Raw genomic sequence first — 15,926 nt, 5'->3', positions numbered from 1 at the left:
AATTTAAGAAATGAGGACAAGACTTTTATCATTCGTTGTGCTCTTTTCTTTGAGTACTTCTCTGGTTTTTGCTCAGGGAAAAGCTACAAGAAAAGACAGTGAACGATGGCAGCAACATGCCAACTACTTCATGGAAATTGACATGGATGTGAATACTAATCGCTTCCAAGGAACCCAGAAGATCAAGTATACTAACAACTCTCCAGATGTTTTAGATCAGGTGTTTTACCATCTTTACTTTAATGCTTTCCAGCCAGGAAGCATGATGGATGTTCGTTCTAGAACCATAGAAGACCCAGACAGAAGGGTAAGAGATAGAATTTCCAAGCTTTCTGAAGACGAGATTGGCTACCAGAAGATATTCTCTCTCAAGCAAGATGGAAAAGATGTAAAGTATGAAGTAGAGGGTACAGTTTTAGAGGTTGAGTTAGCCAAGCCTATCCAACCAGGTCAAACCGTTACTTTCGACATGACTTTTGAGGGACAAGTCCCTGTTCAGATCAGAAGATCTGGTAGAGACAACGCTGAGGGTGTTCGCTACACCATGACCCAGTGGTTCCCTAAATTGGCTGAGTATGATTACCAAGGATGGCATGCCGATGAATACATTGGCCGAGAATTCTATGGGATTTGGGGAGATTACGATGTTAAAATCTCAATAGACAAAGATTATGTAATTGGTGGAACTGGCTACTTGCAAAATCCACTAGAAATTGGCCACGGTTATGAAGATGCTGGTCAAACCGTGAAGAAAAAAGTTAAAGACGGTAAACTAACTTGGCACTTTAAAGCACCTAATGTTCACGACTTTGCTTGGGCGGCAGATCCAGATTATGTTCATGATAAACTAACCATGGATAATGGAATGGTGTTACACTTCTTCCACCAAAAAGGCCAGAACGAGAAAAACTGGAAAGAGCTAATGCCTTTGGCAGAACAAGCGTTTGAGTATGCTAATGAGCATTTTGGCCAATATCCTTACAAGCAGTTCTCCGTAATTCAAGGTGGTGACGGTGGTATGGAATACCCAATGTCTACTATGATTACCGGAATGAGAGGAAGCTTGCTAGGTGTAACCATTCACGAAGCTATGCACGATTGGTACCATGGTGTTTTAGGTAATAATGAAGCGCTTACTCCTTGGATGGACGAAGGCTTTACTTCTTACGCTTCTGCCAGAATTTCACGACACATAAGAGCTAACGGAAAAGAAGAAGAACCTACTATCGAAAACCTAGGCATGGCTGCTAACGGTGGTTATTTGAGAATTGCTATGAGTGGTGTAGAAGAGCCACTAAGCACACACGGAGACCACTACAACCTAAACGGAGCCTACAGTGCCGCTTCTTACAGCAAAGGTTCTGTATGGATGAGCCAATTGGGCTATGTAATTGGAGAAGAAGCTCTAGACAAAGGTCTTTTAGAGTACTTTGATACTTGGAAGTTTAAGCACCCTAACCCAAATGATGTACTTAGAGTTTTTGAAAGAGTTTCTGGCTTAGAGCTAGACTGGTACAACGAGTACTTTGTTTACACTACCAAGAAAATCGATTATGGTATTCAGAACGTTGTTGGAGAGGGTAACTCAACTAAAGTTACCTTAGAAAAAGTAGGCCTAATGCCTATGCCAACGGACGTTGTTGTTACCTATAAAGATGGTACTAAAGAAGTGCACTACATGGCGCTAAGAATGATGCGTGGTGAAAAACCTGCTGAAACTAACGATCCGAGAGTAGTTCACCCTGATTGGCCTTGGACTCACCCTACGTATGAGTTTAGCATCAACAAACCTGTTTCTGAAATAGCATCAATAGAAATTGATCCTTCAAAGAGAATGGCAGATGTTAACAGAGAAAATAATGCATGGACAGCCGAAGCATTAGACAATAAAAAGTAAGCGAACATCGAGTTCAAAAACATAAATAGTCCGACTTGTGCAAACAGGTCGGACTATTGTTTTTAAAGCATTCTCGTAATTCTTAAATTATACCAAACCACGCAATTATGGCTAAACCCGTATTAATCCTTCTCGCCTCCCTACTTATTTACTCCTGTACATCTAAACCAGAATTCAAAATAAAAGGCTCCATAGAGAATTACGAAGGCTATGTATTTCTTCGCTATGGAAACATCTCAGATAGCACATTAATTGAAAATGGTGAATTCGAATTTACAGGCTCGGTTGATCAAGTAAGACGAGCAACCATAACAAACAAAGCAGACGGAATCTATTCGGCTTCATTTTTTCTAGACAATGAAGATATAACCCTCAAAACAGCATACAAAGAGCCTTTTATAAGGTTACTAGAGGTAAACAGCGAAGCAAACAGGTTAATGGAATAAATCTTGGGCGATTTGGAAGTAGTGATGGAAGATGAAGAGAAGTTGAGGAGCAACGAGCTCTTCTTATACATGGACTCAATTACTCACCTCTATCCAAACAATCAATTCATAGTAGAGCTAACATCAGAAGTAGTTACCAGCGATTTTGTGACCATCGACCAATCTCGGCAGTTGCTATCTCAAATAGATACTGCTTTACTAGACCCATTAGAACTAAAGTCTATTATAGTCTCATTAGATAGACAAGAAAGAATTAACTCTGGAGACCAATTCCCCAATTTCACTTTTGAAAGCTTTGAAGGTGAAACGTACTCACAAAACAGTTTTTCAGATCAATACATTCTAATTGATTTTTGGGCTACTTGGTGTGGTCCATGCACCAAAGGGTTCGGAGAATTACAGCCTCTATATGAGGAACTAGATGGAAAGCTGGAAGTCATAGCAGTATCCATAGATCCGAACAAAGAACTTCCAATGAAGCACCTCAGTCAAAAGAACTACCCGTGGAAACAAGCTTACGCTAAAGGGCAGTTTGAAAACCCATTTTTAGAGCAACTTGGGGTGGTATTTCTTCCATTCTATTATTTAATCAGCCCCGATGGTGAAATCTTAGCAATTAATCCTGATATAGCAGAAATTCCGGAGTTAGTTAAAAAGCGATCGAGCCTCAAAGAAGTTCTTAAGTAATGGATATTAGTAAAATCTTAATGGGAGCCATCTACATTTTGGCTGGTATAATGCACTTCATTAAACCTAAGGTGTATATGAAAATTATGCCGCCCTATCTCCCCTATCATAAGTTTTTGGTTTACCTCAGTGGCTTATTCGAAGCTCTTTTCGGTGCTTTAGTTCTATTCCCTTCAACACAAAGTATTGGCGCTTGGGGTATAATTGCTACTCTAATTGGAGTGTTCCCTGCAAACATTTATATGCTTACTTCTTATAGAGGCAAAAAGACCTGGTATAGAGTAGCACTGTGGATTCGTCTACCTCTTCAACTTTTGCTCATATACTGGGCGTGGCTCTATACCTAAGAACTAAAAGAACCTTCGGTTGAACCAAAACCGAAACTTTAGGTGTTGTTGCTGCTTAATGCCTAGCAATTTGAACAAGCCCCTAGTTAAGGTTACGATATTATTCTGCAGTATGATGACAGTAATGGCAGGAGCCACTATTGCTCCTTCATTACCAGAGATGACTAAAGCCTTCCCTGACAACCCTTCTGCAGAAACTTTAGTGAAACTCGTGCTCACCATTCCGGGCTTGGCTATAGCCTTAACATCGCCATTTTCGGGTTGGTTTATTGATAGATTTGGAAGAATTAAGCTTCTCGCTTCTATGCTAGGGCTATATGCCTTAGCAGGCAGTTCGGGTTTATACTTGAATACCCTTGGAGAGATTATAGTTGGTAGAATTTTCTTGGGCATTGCCGTTGGTGGCATTATGACAACTGCCATTGCTCTAATTGGTGATTACTTTGATGGTGAAGAAAGAAAGTCTTTTCTTGGAACACAGGCAGGAATAATGGCTTTATCAGGGACTGTATTTATAAGCTTTGGTGGATACTTAGCTGACCTTGGATGGCGATATCCGTTTGCTATTTACTTATTGGCTGCCTTGGCTATCCCTATGGTTTTACTGTTCTTAAATGAGCCTGAGCTAGATATTAGTAACGATGAAAATCGATCAAACACTGACCTAAAAATTCCTAAAACCGCTTGGACTATTTATGTAATCTCCTTCTTTGGAATGGTCGTTTTTTACCTAATGCCTGTTCAAGTCCCTTTCTTAATGAAAGAAATTTCTGATGTTGGCAATACTGCTACTGGGCTAGCCATTTCCGTAGTAATGTTAGTTGGCGGTTTAATGTCTTTTTTATTCCCTAGAATTAAATCTCGACTTACGCATTACCAGATTTATGGCATTACATTTTTATTGATGGGTATTGGATATTTAATGATTTCCAATGCAAGCAGCTATGCCATGACCATTCCAGGCCTCTTTGTATCTGGGTTGGGCGCTGGCCTTCTAATGCCTAACTCAAACTTATGTTTGGTCACCTTGGCTAACTCAAAGAACAGGGGAAAGATTTTGGGCTTTCTTACTACTTTTTTATTCATGGGGCAATTTGCATCTCCATTGCTTTTTCAGCCAGTAATCAATGCTACTTCAATCTCAGGAGGCTTTCTCTACCTTTCCATAGCCTTGATTATTATTTCAATTATTGTACTGTTTAGAAATAAGCGATTTGTTCCGAAGAGTCAGAATGAACCTGTAATAGTACAGGAAAGAAGTTCTACAAATGAAGCCGAGATTGATTAAAATAAGAAAGGCTCCCAAAAGGAGCCTTTACTTCACAATCTAATTATCGGTCTACTTCTCTACCGTTATCACATAGTTACCGGCCAAGCCAGCTCTTACTGGCCCATCGGACTTAGTAAAGCTGAACACAAACTTGGAGGTAGTCAGTGAATTAATATTTACCACTTTGCCATCGTCTAGGTTAACCACTTCGGCAGACTCACCAGCCCACTCCCAAGTACCACTGGCTTTAAACAAGTCGCCAGCGTTGGTTGTGGTATAAGTACCATTAGCAAAAGACAGGGCAAAGCCCGGATAGTTCGCACTTACGTTAGAACCATCTACTTTAATGCTTCCGAATTGACCCAGTGTCCATTGGCCAGATAATTTCTCAAAAGCGAGTTCTTGTAAACTCGGCTCCATAGGATCATCAGGATCGCAAGAAAGACTGAACAGGGCTAGCGCAGCTATCAGTACAAAAGTGTATATTTTTCTATTGTTCATCTTGGTTGTATGTTTTGACCTCTCCCAGCCCTCCCAAAGGTTGGGAGGACGTAGGTTAGGCATATTTTATTACTTCAATTACTATTTTCTAATGAGTACTTTCTTTCTCACAAGAGATCTCTCATTGCTGAACTGGATGATGTACAGACCACTTTCAAAGTTGGTTACATCGATAGTCAACTCTGGCTTGTCATAGCCTTCTTTCTCCAGCTTACTCACACCAGTTGGATTAATCATCTGGATGTTCAACGGCATGCCGTTGAGCTCGCTCAAGTCTATAGTTACATAGTTGCTCGCAGGGTTCGGGAACACATTGATCTGCTCTTCGCTAATCTGTCCGTTATCCACACCCGTGACTATCACACCTTCTCCACTCAATCCAATTTCCAATACATTGTCTTGAATGTTGTCTGTGATATCATAATTGAACACTACAACTCCATTATACACTTTTGCTTCTGTTGGCCTGAACACCGCGGTAATATTCTTTGTATCACCAGGGTTAAGCTGAACAGATCCAGGGTTAATACTGAAACCTTGAGTAGAGTTAATTACTCTTACCTCAGTTGCAGCGTCTCCTCTATTCTCGATGGTCCAAGACTTAGTAGTCGATAATCCTAGAACCGTTGGATCAAATACACCATCGCCAGTTACAACGATAATGGCTTCTCCCTCATTGGTAATAGCAATGGTCAATGCCTTCTCATAAGTACCGCCAAACTCATCGGCTGTTCTTACTCTGATACTATAGCTATCCTTAGTTTCAAAGTCGAAGACTTCTGCAGCTAGCAACTTATTACCAGTTATGGTAAAGCTTGCATTGTCAGCATCTCCTGTTCCTGATACTAAGGTGTAAGTATGGCTATCGCCAGCATCGGCATCTGTTGTGCTCAATACTCCAATCTCTGCTCCTACTGCATTGTTTTCTTGAATGCTTGCTGTAGAAAGTGAAATGTCAGTAGCTACAAAGTTGGTAGTGTAAACCTCTCCTGTAAAGCCTGCTGCCAGAGTATTGGTAGCCGCATCCGTGATATTAGTTCCTGCTTTGGCATTCAATCCAATAGTACCTTCTCCTGAGATACTTCCCACAGTAACTGTATATGTTTTAGCATCTACTACAGTAACTGTACTGACAGTGGCAGTGGCGGTTCCTGTAACCACCGTTTCAAAGTCTGACACATCTACTCCTGTTACATCTTCACTAAAGACCACAGTGTAATCTCTGCTTGTTGTACCAGTAGGTATCTGGTCAGCCTCTGCTCTTGTAATACTGGTGACAGTAGGTGCTGTTCCATCAAAAGTAGTACTAACTGTATTGCCAGACTTACTGCTGTTGCCTGCCACGTCTTCTGCAATGTTGGCTCCAAGAGTAACAGTAGTGGCCCCATCGGCTGTAGGTGTAATTGTAGCACTCCAAACTGTACCTACTGTTACATTAGTAAAGTTACTTGCTGTACCATTGGTTACAGTGATATCTCCCAATTCAAATCCAGTTACCGCCTCATCGTAAGTGAAAGTTGCGGTAAAGGCTGCATTGGTCAATGTACCTGCTGAAGATGTAATGGTTGGTGTTGGTTTAACACCATCTACAATCACTCCTGCTGAGCTTGGCACATTATTGAGTGTTGGAACTGCATTCACATTGAATGCATCTACAATGATGGCTCCATTTAAGGTTAAGCTATTAGACAGTGTAATACCGTCTGAATCTAGATCACCTTCTTGTATAGTATATACAAAGGTTGCTGATGTTCCAGCGCTAACTGGCGCTTGTAAAGTTGCAGCAACCGTTTCTGTACCAATAGTAATATCCAGAGTTGGTGCTCCTGTAATTGTCACTGGCAGGCTGAAGGTCAACTCTACTTCTAGCTCATCACCGATTCCATAGATGCCATCGTTAGATAATCCTACAGCGGTAATCACCGAGGCATTAATGGTTGTGAAGGTCCAACTTGTATTGTTAGAAATACCCGCGTAGCTATTTCCAGCATCATCAGTAAATGCACCCGCATCAACCATCACATAGAATTCTGTACTTGGTGGTAATAGTGCATTATCTGGATTAATGGTAACAACATTATCTACGATACTCACTTTGTCACTAGCTACATCAATAGTTTCTAGTACAGTGTTATCACTAGTCTGCGCTATAGTAATATCTCCAGAGCCTACGTAAACATCTTCATTGAAGTCCATTAAAAGGTTGGCATTCGGTAGAATATCAATAGCATTGTCAGCTGGCGATAAGGTTGCCTTCATCTGCTGATCTAGCACAATCGTCAACTCTCCTGCTGTACCTACATTACCTGCTACATCGGTTGCTATAGCACGAAGTGTCAGGTCATTCACTGTTCCATCTACAAGTACTCCTCCTACTGTTGAACCCACATCAATTGACCAGTTACCTGCGCCATCTGTTGTGGCTGGCAAACCAGTGAAGGTAGTTCCGTTGTAGGTCAACTCTACTTCTACTGAAGCGCTAGCCTCTGCAGTTCCTGAGAAGGTCATTGCATCTCCAGTAGTGAAGTTGGTCAGATCATCGCTATCGCTAACCCCATGGTCTGAACCTGCATCAAGGTCTACTGTTGGAGCATCTGGGCCTGTGGTATCCAGTGTGATATCATAAGTAGCCGCTGTACCGGTGTTACCTGCTGCATCCGTCACAGTAACAGTCACGGTTTCGGTTGCATCTTCGGTTAGTGCATTTGAAATATCCAAAGACCAGTTGCCGCTACCATCTACCGAAAGGCCAGAATAAGTAACACCATTAAATGTTAGGTCGAATGTAGCATTCGCTTCTGCCATACCACTGATGGTTACGCTGCTCATGTCATTGATAATAGCATCTGAACTGCTTGCCCCTGTATCGTTGGTAATACCTGAGAAGGTTGCTGCAGCAGGTGCTGTAGTATCAATGGTGACATTTACAGCAGTGCTAGTAACACCAGTATTGCCAGCGGCATCTGTTGCATTAGCCGTCACTGCAATGGTTCCATCCGTTAGTGGGTTAGCACCTGTATAATCAAGTGTCCAGTTTCCTGAACCATCTGCGGTGGTTGTTCCTACACTAGTTCCTCCTACAAACACTTCTACAGTGGAGTTTGCTTCTGCTGTTCCGTTTACAGATGGTGTATTGTCACTTGTTATTCCATCACTGGCACTTGAACCTGTATCGTCACTTACTGAAGTAACAATTGGCGCAACTGGTGCAGTAGTATCTAGTACCGTATCGTCTGTTGCTGCCGTACCTGTATTAGTCGAGGCATCGGTCAATGTTACTGATAAGGTCAATGTTCCATCATTCAAGCCTGAAAGGTCTGCTAACGTGACTTGATCTGTTGCCGTAACAATAGTTCCTGATCCTGTAACATTGGTTCCGCCATTATCTGAGCTCACTGTATAGTTGTATGTAGTACCGATCTCTGCTCCTGCAAAGGTGAAAGTTGTTGTAGTCACTTCTGCATCTCCAACCAAGGCATCTCCTAAGGTTACCGAATAACCTGATGGAGCGGTTAAGTCATCATCGTCATTGGTCGTAACCGTTACTGTTTGATCTGCAAGGCCACCAAAGTCGCTATCACTGGCCGCTACATCTATAGATAGAGTAATGGTAGACATTACATGTCCATCTTCTATGGCATCATCAGTTCCTGTAATCACTACAGTCTGAGGCGTATCCCAGTTAATTGAAGTGAATGTCAAGGCAGAACTCCCGACTGTGGCTTCACCTGTATCGTTGCTAGATACATTGATCACTACATCACTAGCAGGTTCTGCATCTAGCACTACAGTAAACTGATCGGTGGTTCCTGTCTCTGAAACTGTTGCGGTGATTTTCGAAATGGTAAAGCCTGCAACGTCATCATCTGAATTATCTACATTCACTATTTGATCCGCCACAGCATCATATACATCATCACTTGAAGCATCTTCTACGGCCAAGGTAATATTGAAGCTCTGTGTACCATCGATAATATCGTCATCTACTCCAGTTACCGTTACTGTCTGTGCGGTATTCCAGTTAGCTGTTGTAAAGGTTAATGTAGAAGCACTCACTGTTCCTTCTCCTGTATCTCCACTAGTAATCGAAATCACTACATCGCTCAAAGGTTCAGCATCGAGTACTACGTCAAAGCTATCAGTTCCACCTGCTTCAGTAATTTCGGTGGAGCCAGCGGTTTCTGTAATTGTGAAGCCAGCGGCATCATCGTTTTCAATTGTTCCGAGTCCTACGTTATCGGAAATAGCAACATTTCTACCGCTTGCTTGAAGGCTAGAAAGAGTTATTCCAAATTCCTCATCAAATTCGGCTAGACCATCGTTGGCCACTGTTACAGTGATTTCTTCTATCTCACCTGCTGTTCCAGCAAAGTTCAACTGGCCTGAAGCACTCGTATAATCACCATCTGCTGTAGTAGCTGTAGCATCATTCGTGGCATAGCTTAAGCTAACACCTGTATCTACCGCCTTATTCAAGGTAACTGTAAATACAAAGTCTGTTGTCGCTCCGCCATCGGCATTTTCTGCTTTAGACACATCATCTATTGATATGCTTGCTGCATCGTCATTCGTGATAGTACCCAAGCCAGTGGCATCCGAAATGGTCACGTTCTTTCCTCCTGCTTGAACATTGCTAAGGGTTACTGTGAACGTCTCGTCTAGTTCCACTATATCATCGTTCGCTACGGTTACATTAAAGGTTTGCGTTTCACCGTCTGTTCCTGTAAAGTTCAATGTTCCATTTGCTGCGGTGTAATCGCTTGCACTTGCTGTTCCATCGCTTGTCGCATAGTCCACTGAAATAGCTTGATCTATGCTGCCAGTAAGCGTAGCTGTAAATGTATAAGTAGTTGTAGCACCACCGTCTGCATTTTCGTTTTTGGTCACATCATCTATGGCAAAAGTTGAAGCATCGTCATTTGTGATTGTTACTGTTGCCTCATCACTTACCCCTACAGCCAAAGTTGTAGCACTTAAGTTGGTCATAGAAACCTTAAATGTTTCATTGGCCTCTACTATGGCGTCTAGACTAGGTGTAACTGTGAAAGTTTCAGTCTCCCCTGCTGTTCCTGCAAAAGTTAGCGACTGCCCTACTAAGGCGGTGTAATCACTATTTGCGACAGTTGCTGTACCATCTACCGTTATCACCTCTACGGTAAACCCTCCTTGCACAGGGTTATCCAACGTAGCTGTTAATGTTATTGCGCCATCATCTTCATTACCACTTTCATCTGCGATGGTCACTGTGGCTGTATCATCATTATTAATGGTTACGGTTGCGCCATCAGTAACATCGATATCTCCAGAAGCCACCGTTGCAGGAGTAAGGTTACTCATGGCAACTGTGAAGGTTTCGTTTGCTTCAAGTTTAGAGTCTGAGCCAATGGTAATGTTTACATTCTTTGACTCACCAACTGTACCAGTGAAAGTTACTGGACTAGAAACCAAGGCAGTGTAATCGCTATCTGCAGTAGTGGCTGTTCCATCGGCAGTACTTAAGTCTACAGTAAGGCCTCCATCTACCGCTTTATCTAGTACTAAGCTTACAGTAGCCGTTCCATCTTCTTCGTCAACAGTAACGTCTGCAATAGTTACAGTTGCTTGGTCATCATTGGTGATAGTTCCTGTACCTGTACCGTCACCAATCACCATATTGGTACCAGTAGGACTAGTTAGCGTTACGGTTATTGTTTCATCATCTTCAACAATAGCATCTCCAGCTACACTAACGGTAATTGTCTTGCTAGACTCTCCCACTGCAAAGCTTACTGTTCCTGAAGCAGCTGTATAGTCTGAAGCTGAGCTAGCTGTACCATCAGAGGTAGCATAAGCTACAGTTGCTCCTCCCGCTGGTGCTGGTTGAGATAAAGAAACCGTAAAAGTAAGGCTTGTGCTACCAGACTCTCCTTCTGCAACAGAAGGATCATTAATTGATATTTCTGTTTGATCCGTGGTAGTAAAGCTCCATGCTGAGGTGCTCATTATTCCCCCAAAGGCATTACCGGCAACATCCTCAAAGGCTCCATTATCAACCAAAATATAATGCTCTGTTATAAGTGCAAGGTCTGAAGTGTTATCAAATGTAACTACGTTACCAGAAATGGATACAACAGTATTATTGGTCACATCAAAGGTTCTTACTACACCATCATCACTCACTCTATGTACAGTAACATTACCTGTATTGGCTACTACAGCCTCATTAAATGTAAGGGTAAAGTCTCCATTCAAACTCACACCTGTGGCATTGTCTGCTGGACTTAATGTGCTGATTGTTGGGGCTGCATTGTCTACTAGAATAGCTGATGTATTTGGTAGCGTTGGTAAAGTAGTGTTCAAAGCATTGCCTGCTTCATCTTCAACACCTACGTCTCCTACATCGAAAGAGCTAATTACAATACCATCGCTATCGCTGTCAGTAACTCCTACAGAATAGGTAAACGTCCATGTATTGGTGCCATTTCCTGATGCATAGGTAGCTGCTTTGGTTGTCCCTCCAACATCGATCACCAAATAGGGAGGTTCGCATGAGCTTCCATCGTCATAATTCACTGCATCACTAAAGGCAACAGTAAACGTTAGGTTTTTTCCTGAGTTGTAAGAGCCATCGGAAGGTGCTGTAATTGATGTAATTGTTGCTGCTGTATTGTCTACCACAAAGGAATTATTATTGGTTCCTGTTGGGATAACGTTGATTAACGAATTTCCCGCAACATCTGTGATATCTTGACTACCAGAAAAGCTTAAGGTCACAGTTCCATTAAGTGATGCCAAGTCTCCTCCAGACACAGTCACTCTATAAATATTACCACTTGGATTGATAACCGAAGTTGGCGTTCCTGTTGTGCCAGTAACCGCAAAGTCTGCAGTACCAACACCACTTACTGCTTCAGAGAAGGTAACATCCCAAATTAGCGCATCATTATTTGTTGGACTTGTGGTTGGGCCAAACCTGGCAATTGATGTAATCGTAGGTGCATTTCCATCAATTACTAATGCCTTGTTGCTGCCTAAAGAATTCGCTGCCCCAGGTGTTGGTAGTGTAAGCACTGCATCGTTTCCAGCTGCGTCCTTAATAGTCCCACCGTTCAACCCTAGCGCATTGGTTGCAACATAGTCTAAGTCTGAATTAGTATCTCCTGATTGAATTGTATAATTAAAAGTCAAAGTAGTTGATCCCGACCCAGTAGTGTAGTCAACCACTCTATCTGTATCTCCAGTTTCTAGGGTAAGCTGAGGAACTCCTGAAACGGTAACAGACTCACTAAACGTGACGGTTACTGGAATTTCATCACCTACTTTATATGACCCATTAGTCTTAGTACTCGACACACTACTTACAGTAGCTGCAATGCCGTCAATAACGATATCCTTATTCTGACTAAGCGAGCCACCAGTCCCTCCCTGTTGAACGGTAAGGCTAGCATTATTACCTGCATTGTCCTTAATAGTCCCTCCGTTTAATGATAGCGCTGTAGAACTAGTAACATCAAGGTCGGCACTTTCATCACCAGCCTGAACAGTATACACAAAACGCAAGGTCGATACGCTTCTATCAACATAATCGATGGTTCTGTCTGTAGTTCCTGTCTCCATAGTTAACTGCGGAGTTCCTGTTACCAATACCTCTTCAGAATATTGAACATAGACGTTTATTTCATCGCCTATTTTGTAAGTACCATTATCTGCATTACTAGTTACCTCAAGAACTGTAGGAGCGACACCATCAATTTCTAAGGCTTTATTGTCTGATAATGAGCTCCCTCCCCCAATAGTTGGTAGTGTTAGAGAAGCATTATTCTGAGCACCATCGATGACCGTAGCACCGTTTAAACTCAGTGCGTTAATACTGGTGTACTCTAGATCGTTATTCTCATCACCGGCTTGTACGGTGTAATTAAATGTCAGCGTGTTTGAGTTACTTCCACTTGTATAATCAACCGTTCTGTCTGTCGAACCCGTTTCTAGTTCTAGTTGAGGATTGGCTACAAAAACAAAAACTTTTTCACTGAAAGTCACTGTGATTGCGATAACGTCTCCTTGCTTGTATGTACCATCTGCAGTACTTGAGCTTACACTGGTAACGGTTGGAACCACCCCATCAACTACGAGAGCAGCATTGCCCGACAAGGAATTCCCCCCTCCAATGGTTGGTAAAGTTAGAACAGCATTATTTCCTGCTGCATCTTGAATGCTTGTACCGGCAGTTAACGAACTGGTACCTACATATTCCAATGCAGAAGATTCATCGCCCGACTGAACCGTGTAATTGAAGGTAAGTGTAGTTCCTGGTGACCCAGAGGTATAGTTTATAGTTTGATCCGTATCGCCTGTCTCCAAAGTGAGCTGTGGTGTACCGGTTACCGTAACGGCTTCATCGAAAGTAACCGTTATAGCGATGACATCACCCAATTTGTAGGTTCCATCAGAATTTGTTGAACTCACACTTGTAACTGTTGGCAATTCAGTGTCTACTACCAAGGCTTTATTCGCTCCTAAAGAGTTGGCTGCGCCCGGTGTGGCCAGTGTTAACGTGGCATCATTGTTTGCCCCATCTTTAATAGTACCTCCATTCAAACTCAAGGCTGTAGTACCTGTATAGTCTAAGTCAGCACTTACATCGCCTGACTGAACTGTGTAATTGAAGGTCAATGTAGAAGTCCCGCTTCCTGATGTATAGTTGATTGTTCTATCTGTGGTACCGGTCTCCAGTTCCAACTGAGGAGTACCCGTTACTGTAACGTTTTCACTGAAGGTTACCGTTACTTCAATTACATCGCTTGCCTTATAGCTACCATTGGCTGTTGTTGAACTCACACTTGTAACTGTTGGTGCAGTCTCATCATTCAGAGTAGCTGTATTGTTGGTAGTTTGATCCGCTACCGCGGTACGTTCATTAATATCAAAAACCTCACTTGCTTGAATATCTACCTCAATGGTTTCTCCTCCATCAGGTGTGCCCGTTAAAGAGAAGAAGATTCTGATTGTTGTTTCACCACCTGATAATGCAGTAGCAGAAGCCTCTACAGTATTGTCGTTCTGTTTAACACTAGAGATGGCATTCAAGGTGGCTGTACCTCCTGTGATTTTCAGGTCAAAATCGGCCGGTGTTAGACCACCGCCTCCGCAGTTGTCTTCATAAACTCCTTCATTGAAGGTTACATCTATGTACGAATTGTCAGAGGCTAAGCTTACACCAGTTATGTATGGGTCCACCAAATCATTCAGTATTCTTGTATTATTGCTTTGTGTTGCTGCTGCGGCATTTCCTGCTGCATCAAATACTGAACTTCCATCAGCAAAGTTGATAGTTATCGTTTCTCCTCCGTCAGCTACCCCAGTAGTCGTGAAATTCACTCTAATCATGCTCTCTCCACCTACTAGGTCAGAAGTTCCATTCAATTGTTTTAGACTCGTAACAACAGGCGTATGAGCAGTTCCACCAGAAATGGATATATCTATATCTGAAACCTCCAGTGCTCCACTGCCTCCATTCGTGCTGTAAAGCCCTTCACTGGCGAAAATCTCTACAAAGGCATTGCTATTGTTTAAGCCTAAGCTTGTTATTTGAGGCCCGGACGCATCATTGACTGCCCCAATACTTGCGGCTGCTCGTACAAAGTCTGCATCGTCAGCATCAGTATCTGTACCGTTAGGAATTCTTTGAACAGATTCATCAGAAACACTGGAAGCGTTACCAGTAGGTGCCTCACCAGCTCCCGCGCCTAACTTTACTTGATCTACAACAGCCCCCCCTGGATCTTTGAGAACTATTTGAACATCGTTATTAAGTAGTCCAGAACCATCTGGATTTCCTAGCACTAAATAATCACCAACCTCAGAACTATTAAATGTTCCAGCTCCTGATGAGATATAGTTGGAAACATCAAAAGCTCCATTATCAGTCAAATCCCCTATGACATCGGAACCATCGATAAGTTCAATTGTCCAGCCAGTAAAATCAATAGCCGCAGTTTTTATGTAAAGCTCTACCCACTCATCGTCTGAACCAGGAGCACCGCCTGGAGCCGAAGCGAAAACTGAAGTACTCCAATCTTGCTGAGGATCAGTAACTATTTCATTGATTACTACATCTACAGTACTAAAATTAAGTGTAGTAGTATTAGAAATACCTGCAAAATCGTTTCCAGCATCATCATCCAGAGCAGCGGCATCAATTTCTATGTGATAGTTTGTTCCTTTTTTTAGAGTACCTGCAGGGTTTAACGTAACCGTGGCGCCAGACACACTAACCAATGTACCATTGGTAACATCCAACTGCTCAAAATTACCTACACCAGTTTCAACTATTGTAATGTTACCAGTGCCTACAGCCATATTATCGTCAAATGTAATGGTGAGATTCTGGCTGAGTGTAACGTTGCTAGCTCCATCTGCAGGACTACTGCTTTGTATCGTTGGAGCGGTAACATCAGCTACGCTAAAATTGTAATCAGTATCATTTGTAATCCCAACAAAACTATTTCCGCTAGCGTCATCTATAGCGCTGGCATCTATTCTAACAGAATAAGCATTTGTTTCAGTAAAACTATTCGTTGGATTGATGTATAATTTGTCATTTGAAATACCAAGAGCACCATTGGCTGGGTTACTTGTAGCTGTTGCTGTTGCAATATCAAAGACTTCAAAGTTAGTCGAACCAGTAACATCTCGAATAGTAATATTACCAGTACCCGCTGCGATATTTTCACTAAAGTCGAGTACCAGATTATCGGCAGCCCCTACGTCTGTCGCACCGTCTGCAGGATTGCTTGAAA

General features: G+C 42.3%; 7 protein-coding genes. 5 read left to right on the top strand and 2 right to left on the bottom strand.

Translation table 11 applies throughout. The features are described from left to right. The first annotated feature begins 10 nt into the window (after positions 1–10). The 5 genes from AWW68_RS18405 to AWW68_RS18385 all read left to right on the top strand — a co-directional run bounded on the left by AWW68_RS18405 (position 11) and on the right by AWW68_RS18385 (position 4,665). The gene (locus tag AWW68_RS18405) at positions 11–1,897 is read left to right on the top strand and encodes a M1 family metallopeptidase (protein ID WP_068224801.1); all 1,887 of its coding nucleotides are present in this window, start codon (positions 11–13) and stop codon (positions 1,895–1,897) included. A 107-nt stretch (positions 1,898–2,004) separates the two neighbouring features. After that, positions 2,005–2,343: a DUF4369 domain-containing protein gene (locus AWW68_RS18400; RefSeq protein WP_068224798.1), complete on the top strand. Its 339-nt coding sequence runs from the start codon at positions 2,005–2,007 to the stop codon at positions 2,341–2,343. Between the two features lie 3 nt (positions 2,344–2,346). Further along, positions 2,347–3,030 (top strand): TlpA family protein disulfide reductase, encoded by a 684-nt coding sequence (locus tag AWW68_RS18395; protein WP_157717722.1) that lies wholly within the window; start codon positions 2,347–2,349, stop codon positions 3,028–3,030. Continuing rightward, positions 3,030–3,377 (top strand): DoxX family protein, encoded by a 348-nt coding sequence (locus AWW68_RS18390; RefSeq protein WP_068224792.1) that lies wholly within the window; start codon positions 3,030–3,032, stop codon positions 3,375–3,377. The genes AWW68_RS18395 and AWW68_RS18390 overlap by 1 nt, the downstream gene beginning before the upstream one ends. A 58-nt stretch (positions 3,378–3,435) precedes the next feature. Then, positions 3,436–4,665, top strand: coding sequence for an MFS transporter (locus AWW68_RS18385; protein WP_084375759.1), 1,230 nt, complete (start codon positions 3,436–3,438; stop codon positions 4,663–4,665). 51 nt (positions 4,666–4,716) lie between these two features. Here the strand turns inward: AWW68_RS18385 and AWW68_RS18380 are convergent, their stop codons facing one another. Both AWW68_RS18380 and AWW68_RS18375 read right to left on the bottom strand, forming a co-directional pair. Next, the gene (locus AWW68_RS18380) at positions 4,717–5,148 is read right to left on the bottom strand and encodes a hypothetical protein (RefSeq protein WP_068224785.1); all 432 of its coding nucleotides are present in this window, start codon (positions 5,146–5,148) and stop codon (positions 4,717–4,719) included. Between the two features lie 81 nt (positions 5,149–5,229). Next, a partial coding sequence (locus AWW68_RS18375) for a Calx-beta domain-containing protein (protein WP_068224783.1) occupies positions 5,230–15,926 on the bottom strand: 10,697 nt, incomplete at its 5' end.

This window comes from Roseivirga spongicola (assembly GCF_001592965.1).
In the GTDB taxonomy this organism is placed as follows: domain Bacteria; phylum Bacteroidota; class Bacteroidia; order Cytophagales; family Cyclobacteriaceae; genus Roseivirga; species Roseivirga spongicola.
This window is presented reverse-complemented; position numbering and strand designations above follow the sequence as displayed.

Excerpts from the sequence above, each read along its gene's own strand:
- AWW68_RS18405 (WP_068224801.1), top strand. The coding sequence starts at position 11 with ATGAGGACAAGACTTTTATCATTCGTTGTGCTCTTTTCTTTGAGTACT.
- AWW68_RS18400 (WP_068224798.1), top strand. The coding sequence starts at position 2,005 with ATGGCTAAACCCGTATTAATCCTTCTCGCCTCCCTACTTATTTACTCC.
- AWW68_RS18390 (WP_068224792.1), top strand. The coding sequence starts at position 3,030 with ATGGATATTAGTAAAATCTTAATGGGAGCCATCTACATTTTGGCTGGT.
- AWW68_RS18385 (WP_084375759.1), top strand. The coding sequence starts at position 3,436 with ATGCCTAGCAATTTGAACAAGCCCCTAGTTAAGGTTACGATATTATTC.
- AWW68_RS18380 (WP_068224785.1), bottom strand. The coding sequence starts at position 5,148 with ATGAACAATAGAAAAATATACACTTTTGTACTGATAGCTGCGCTAGCC.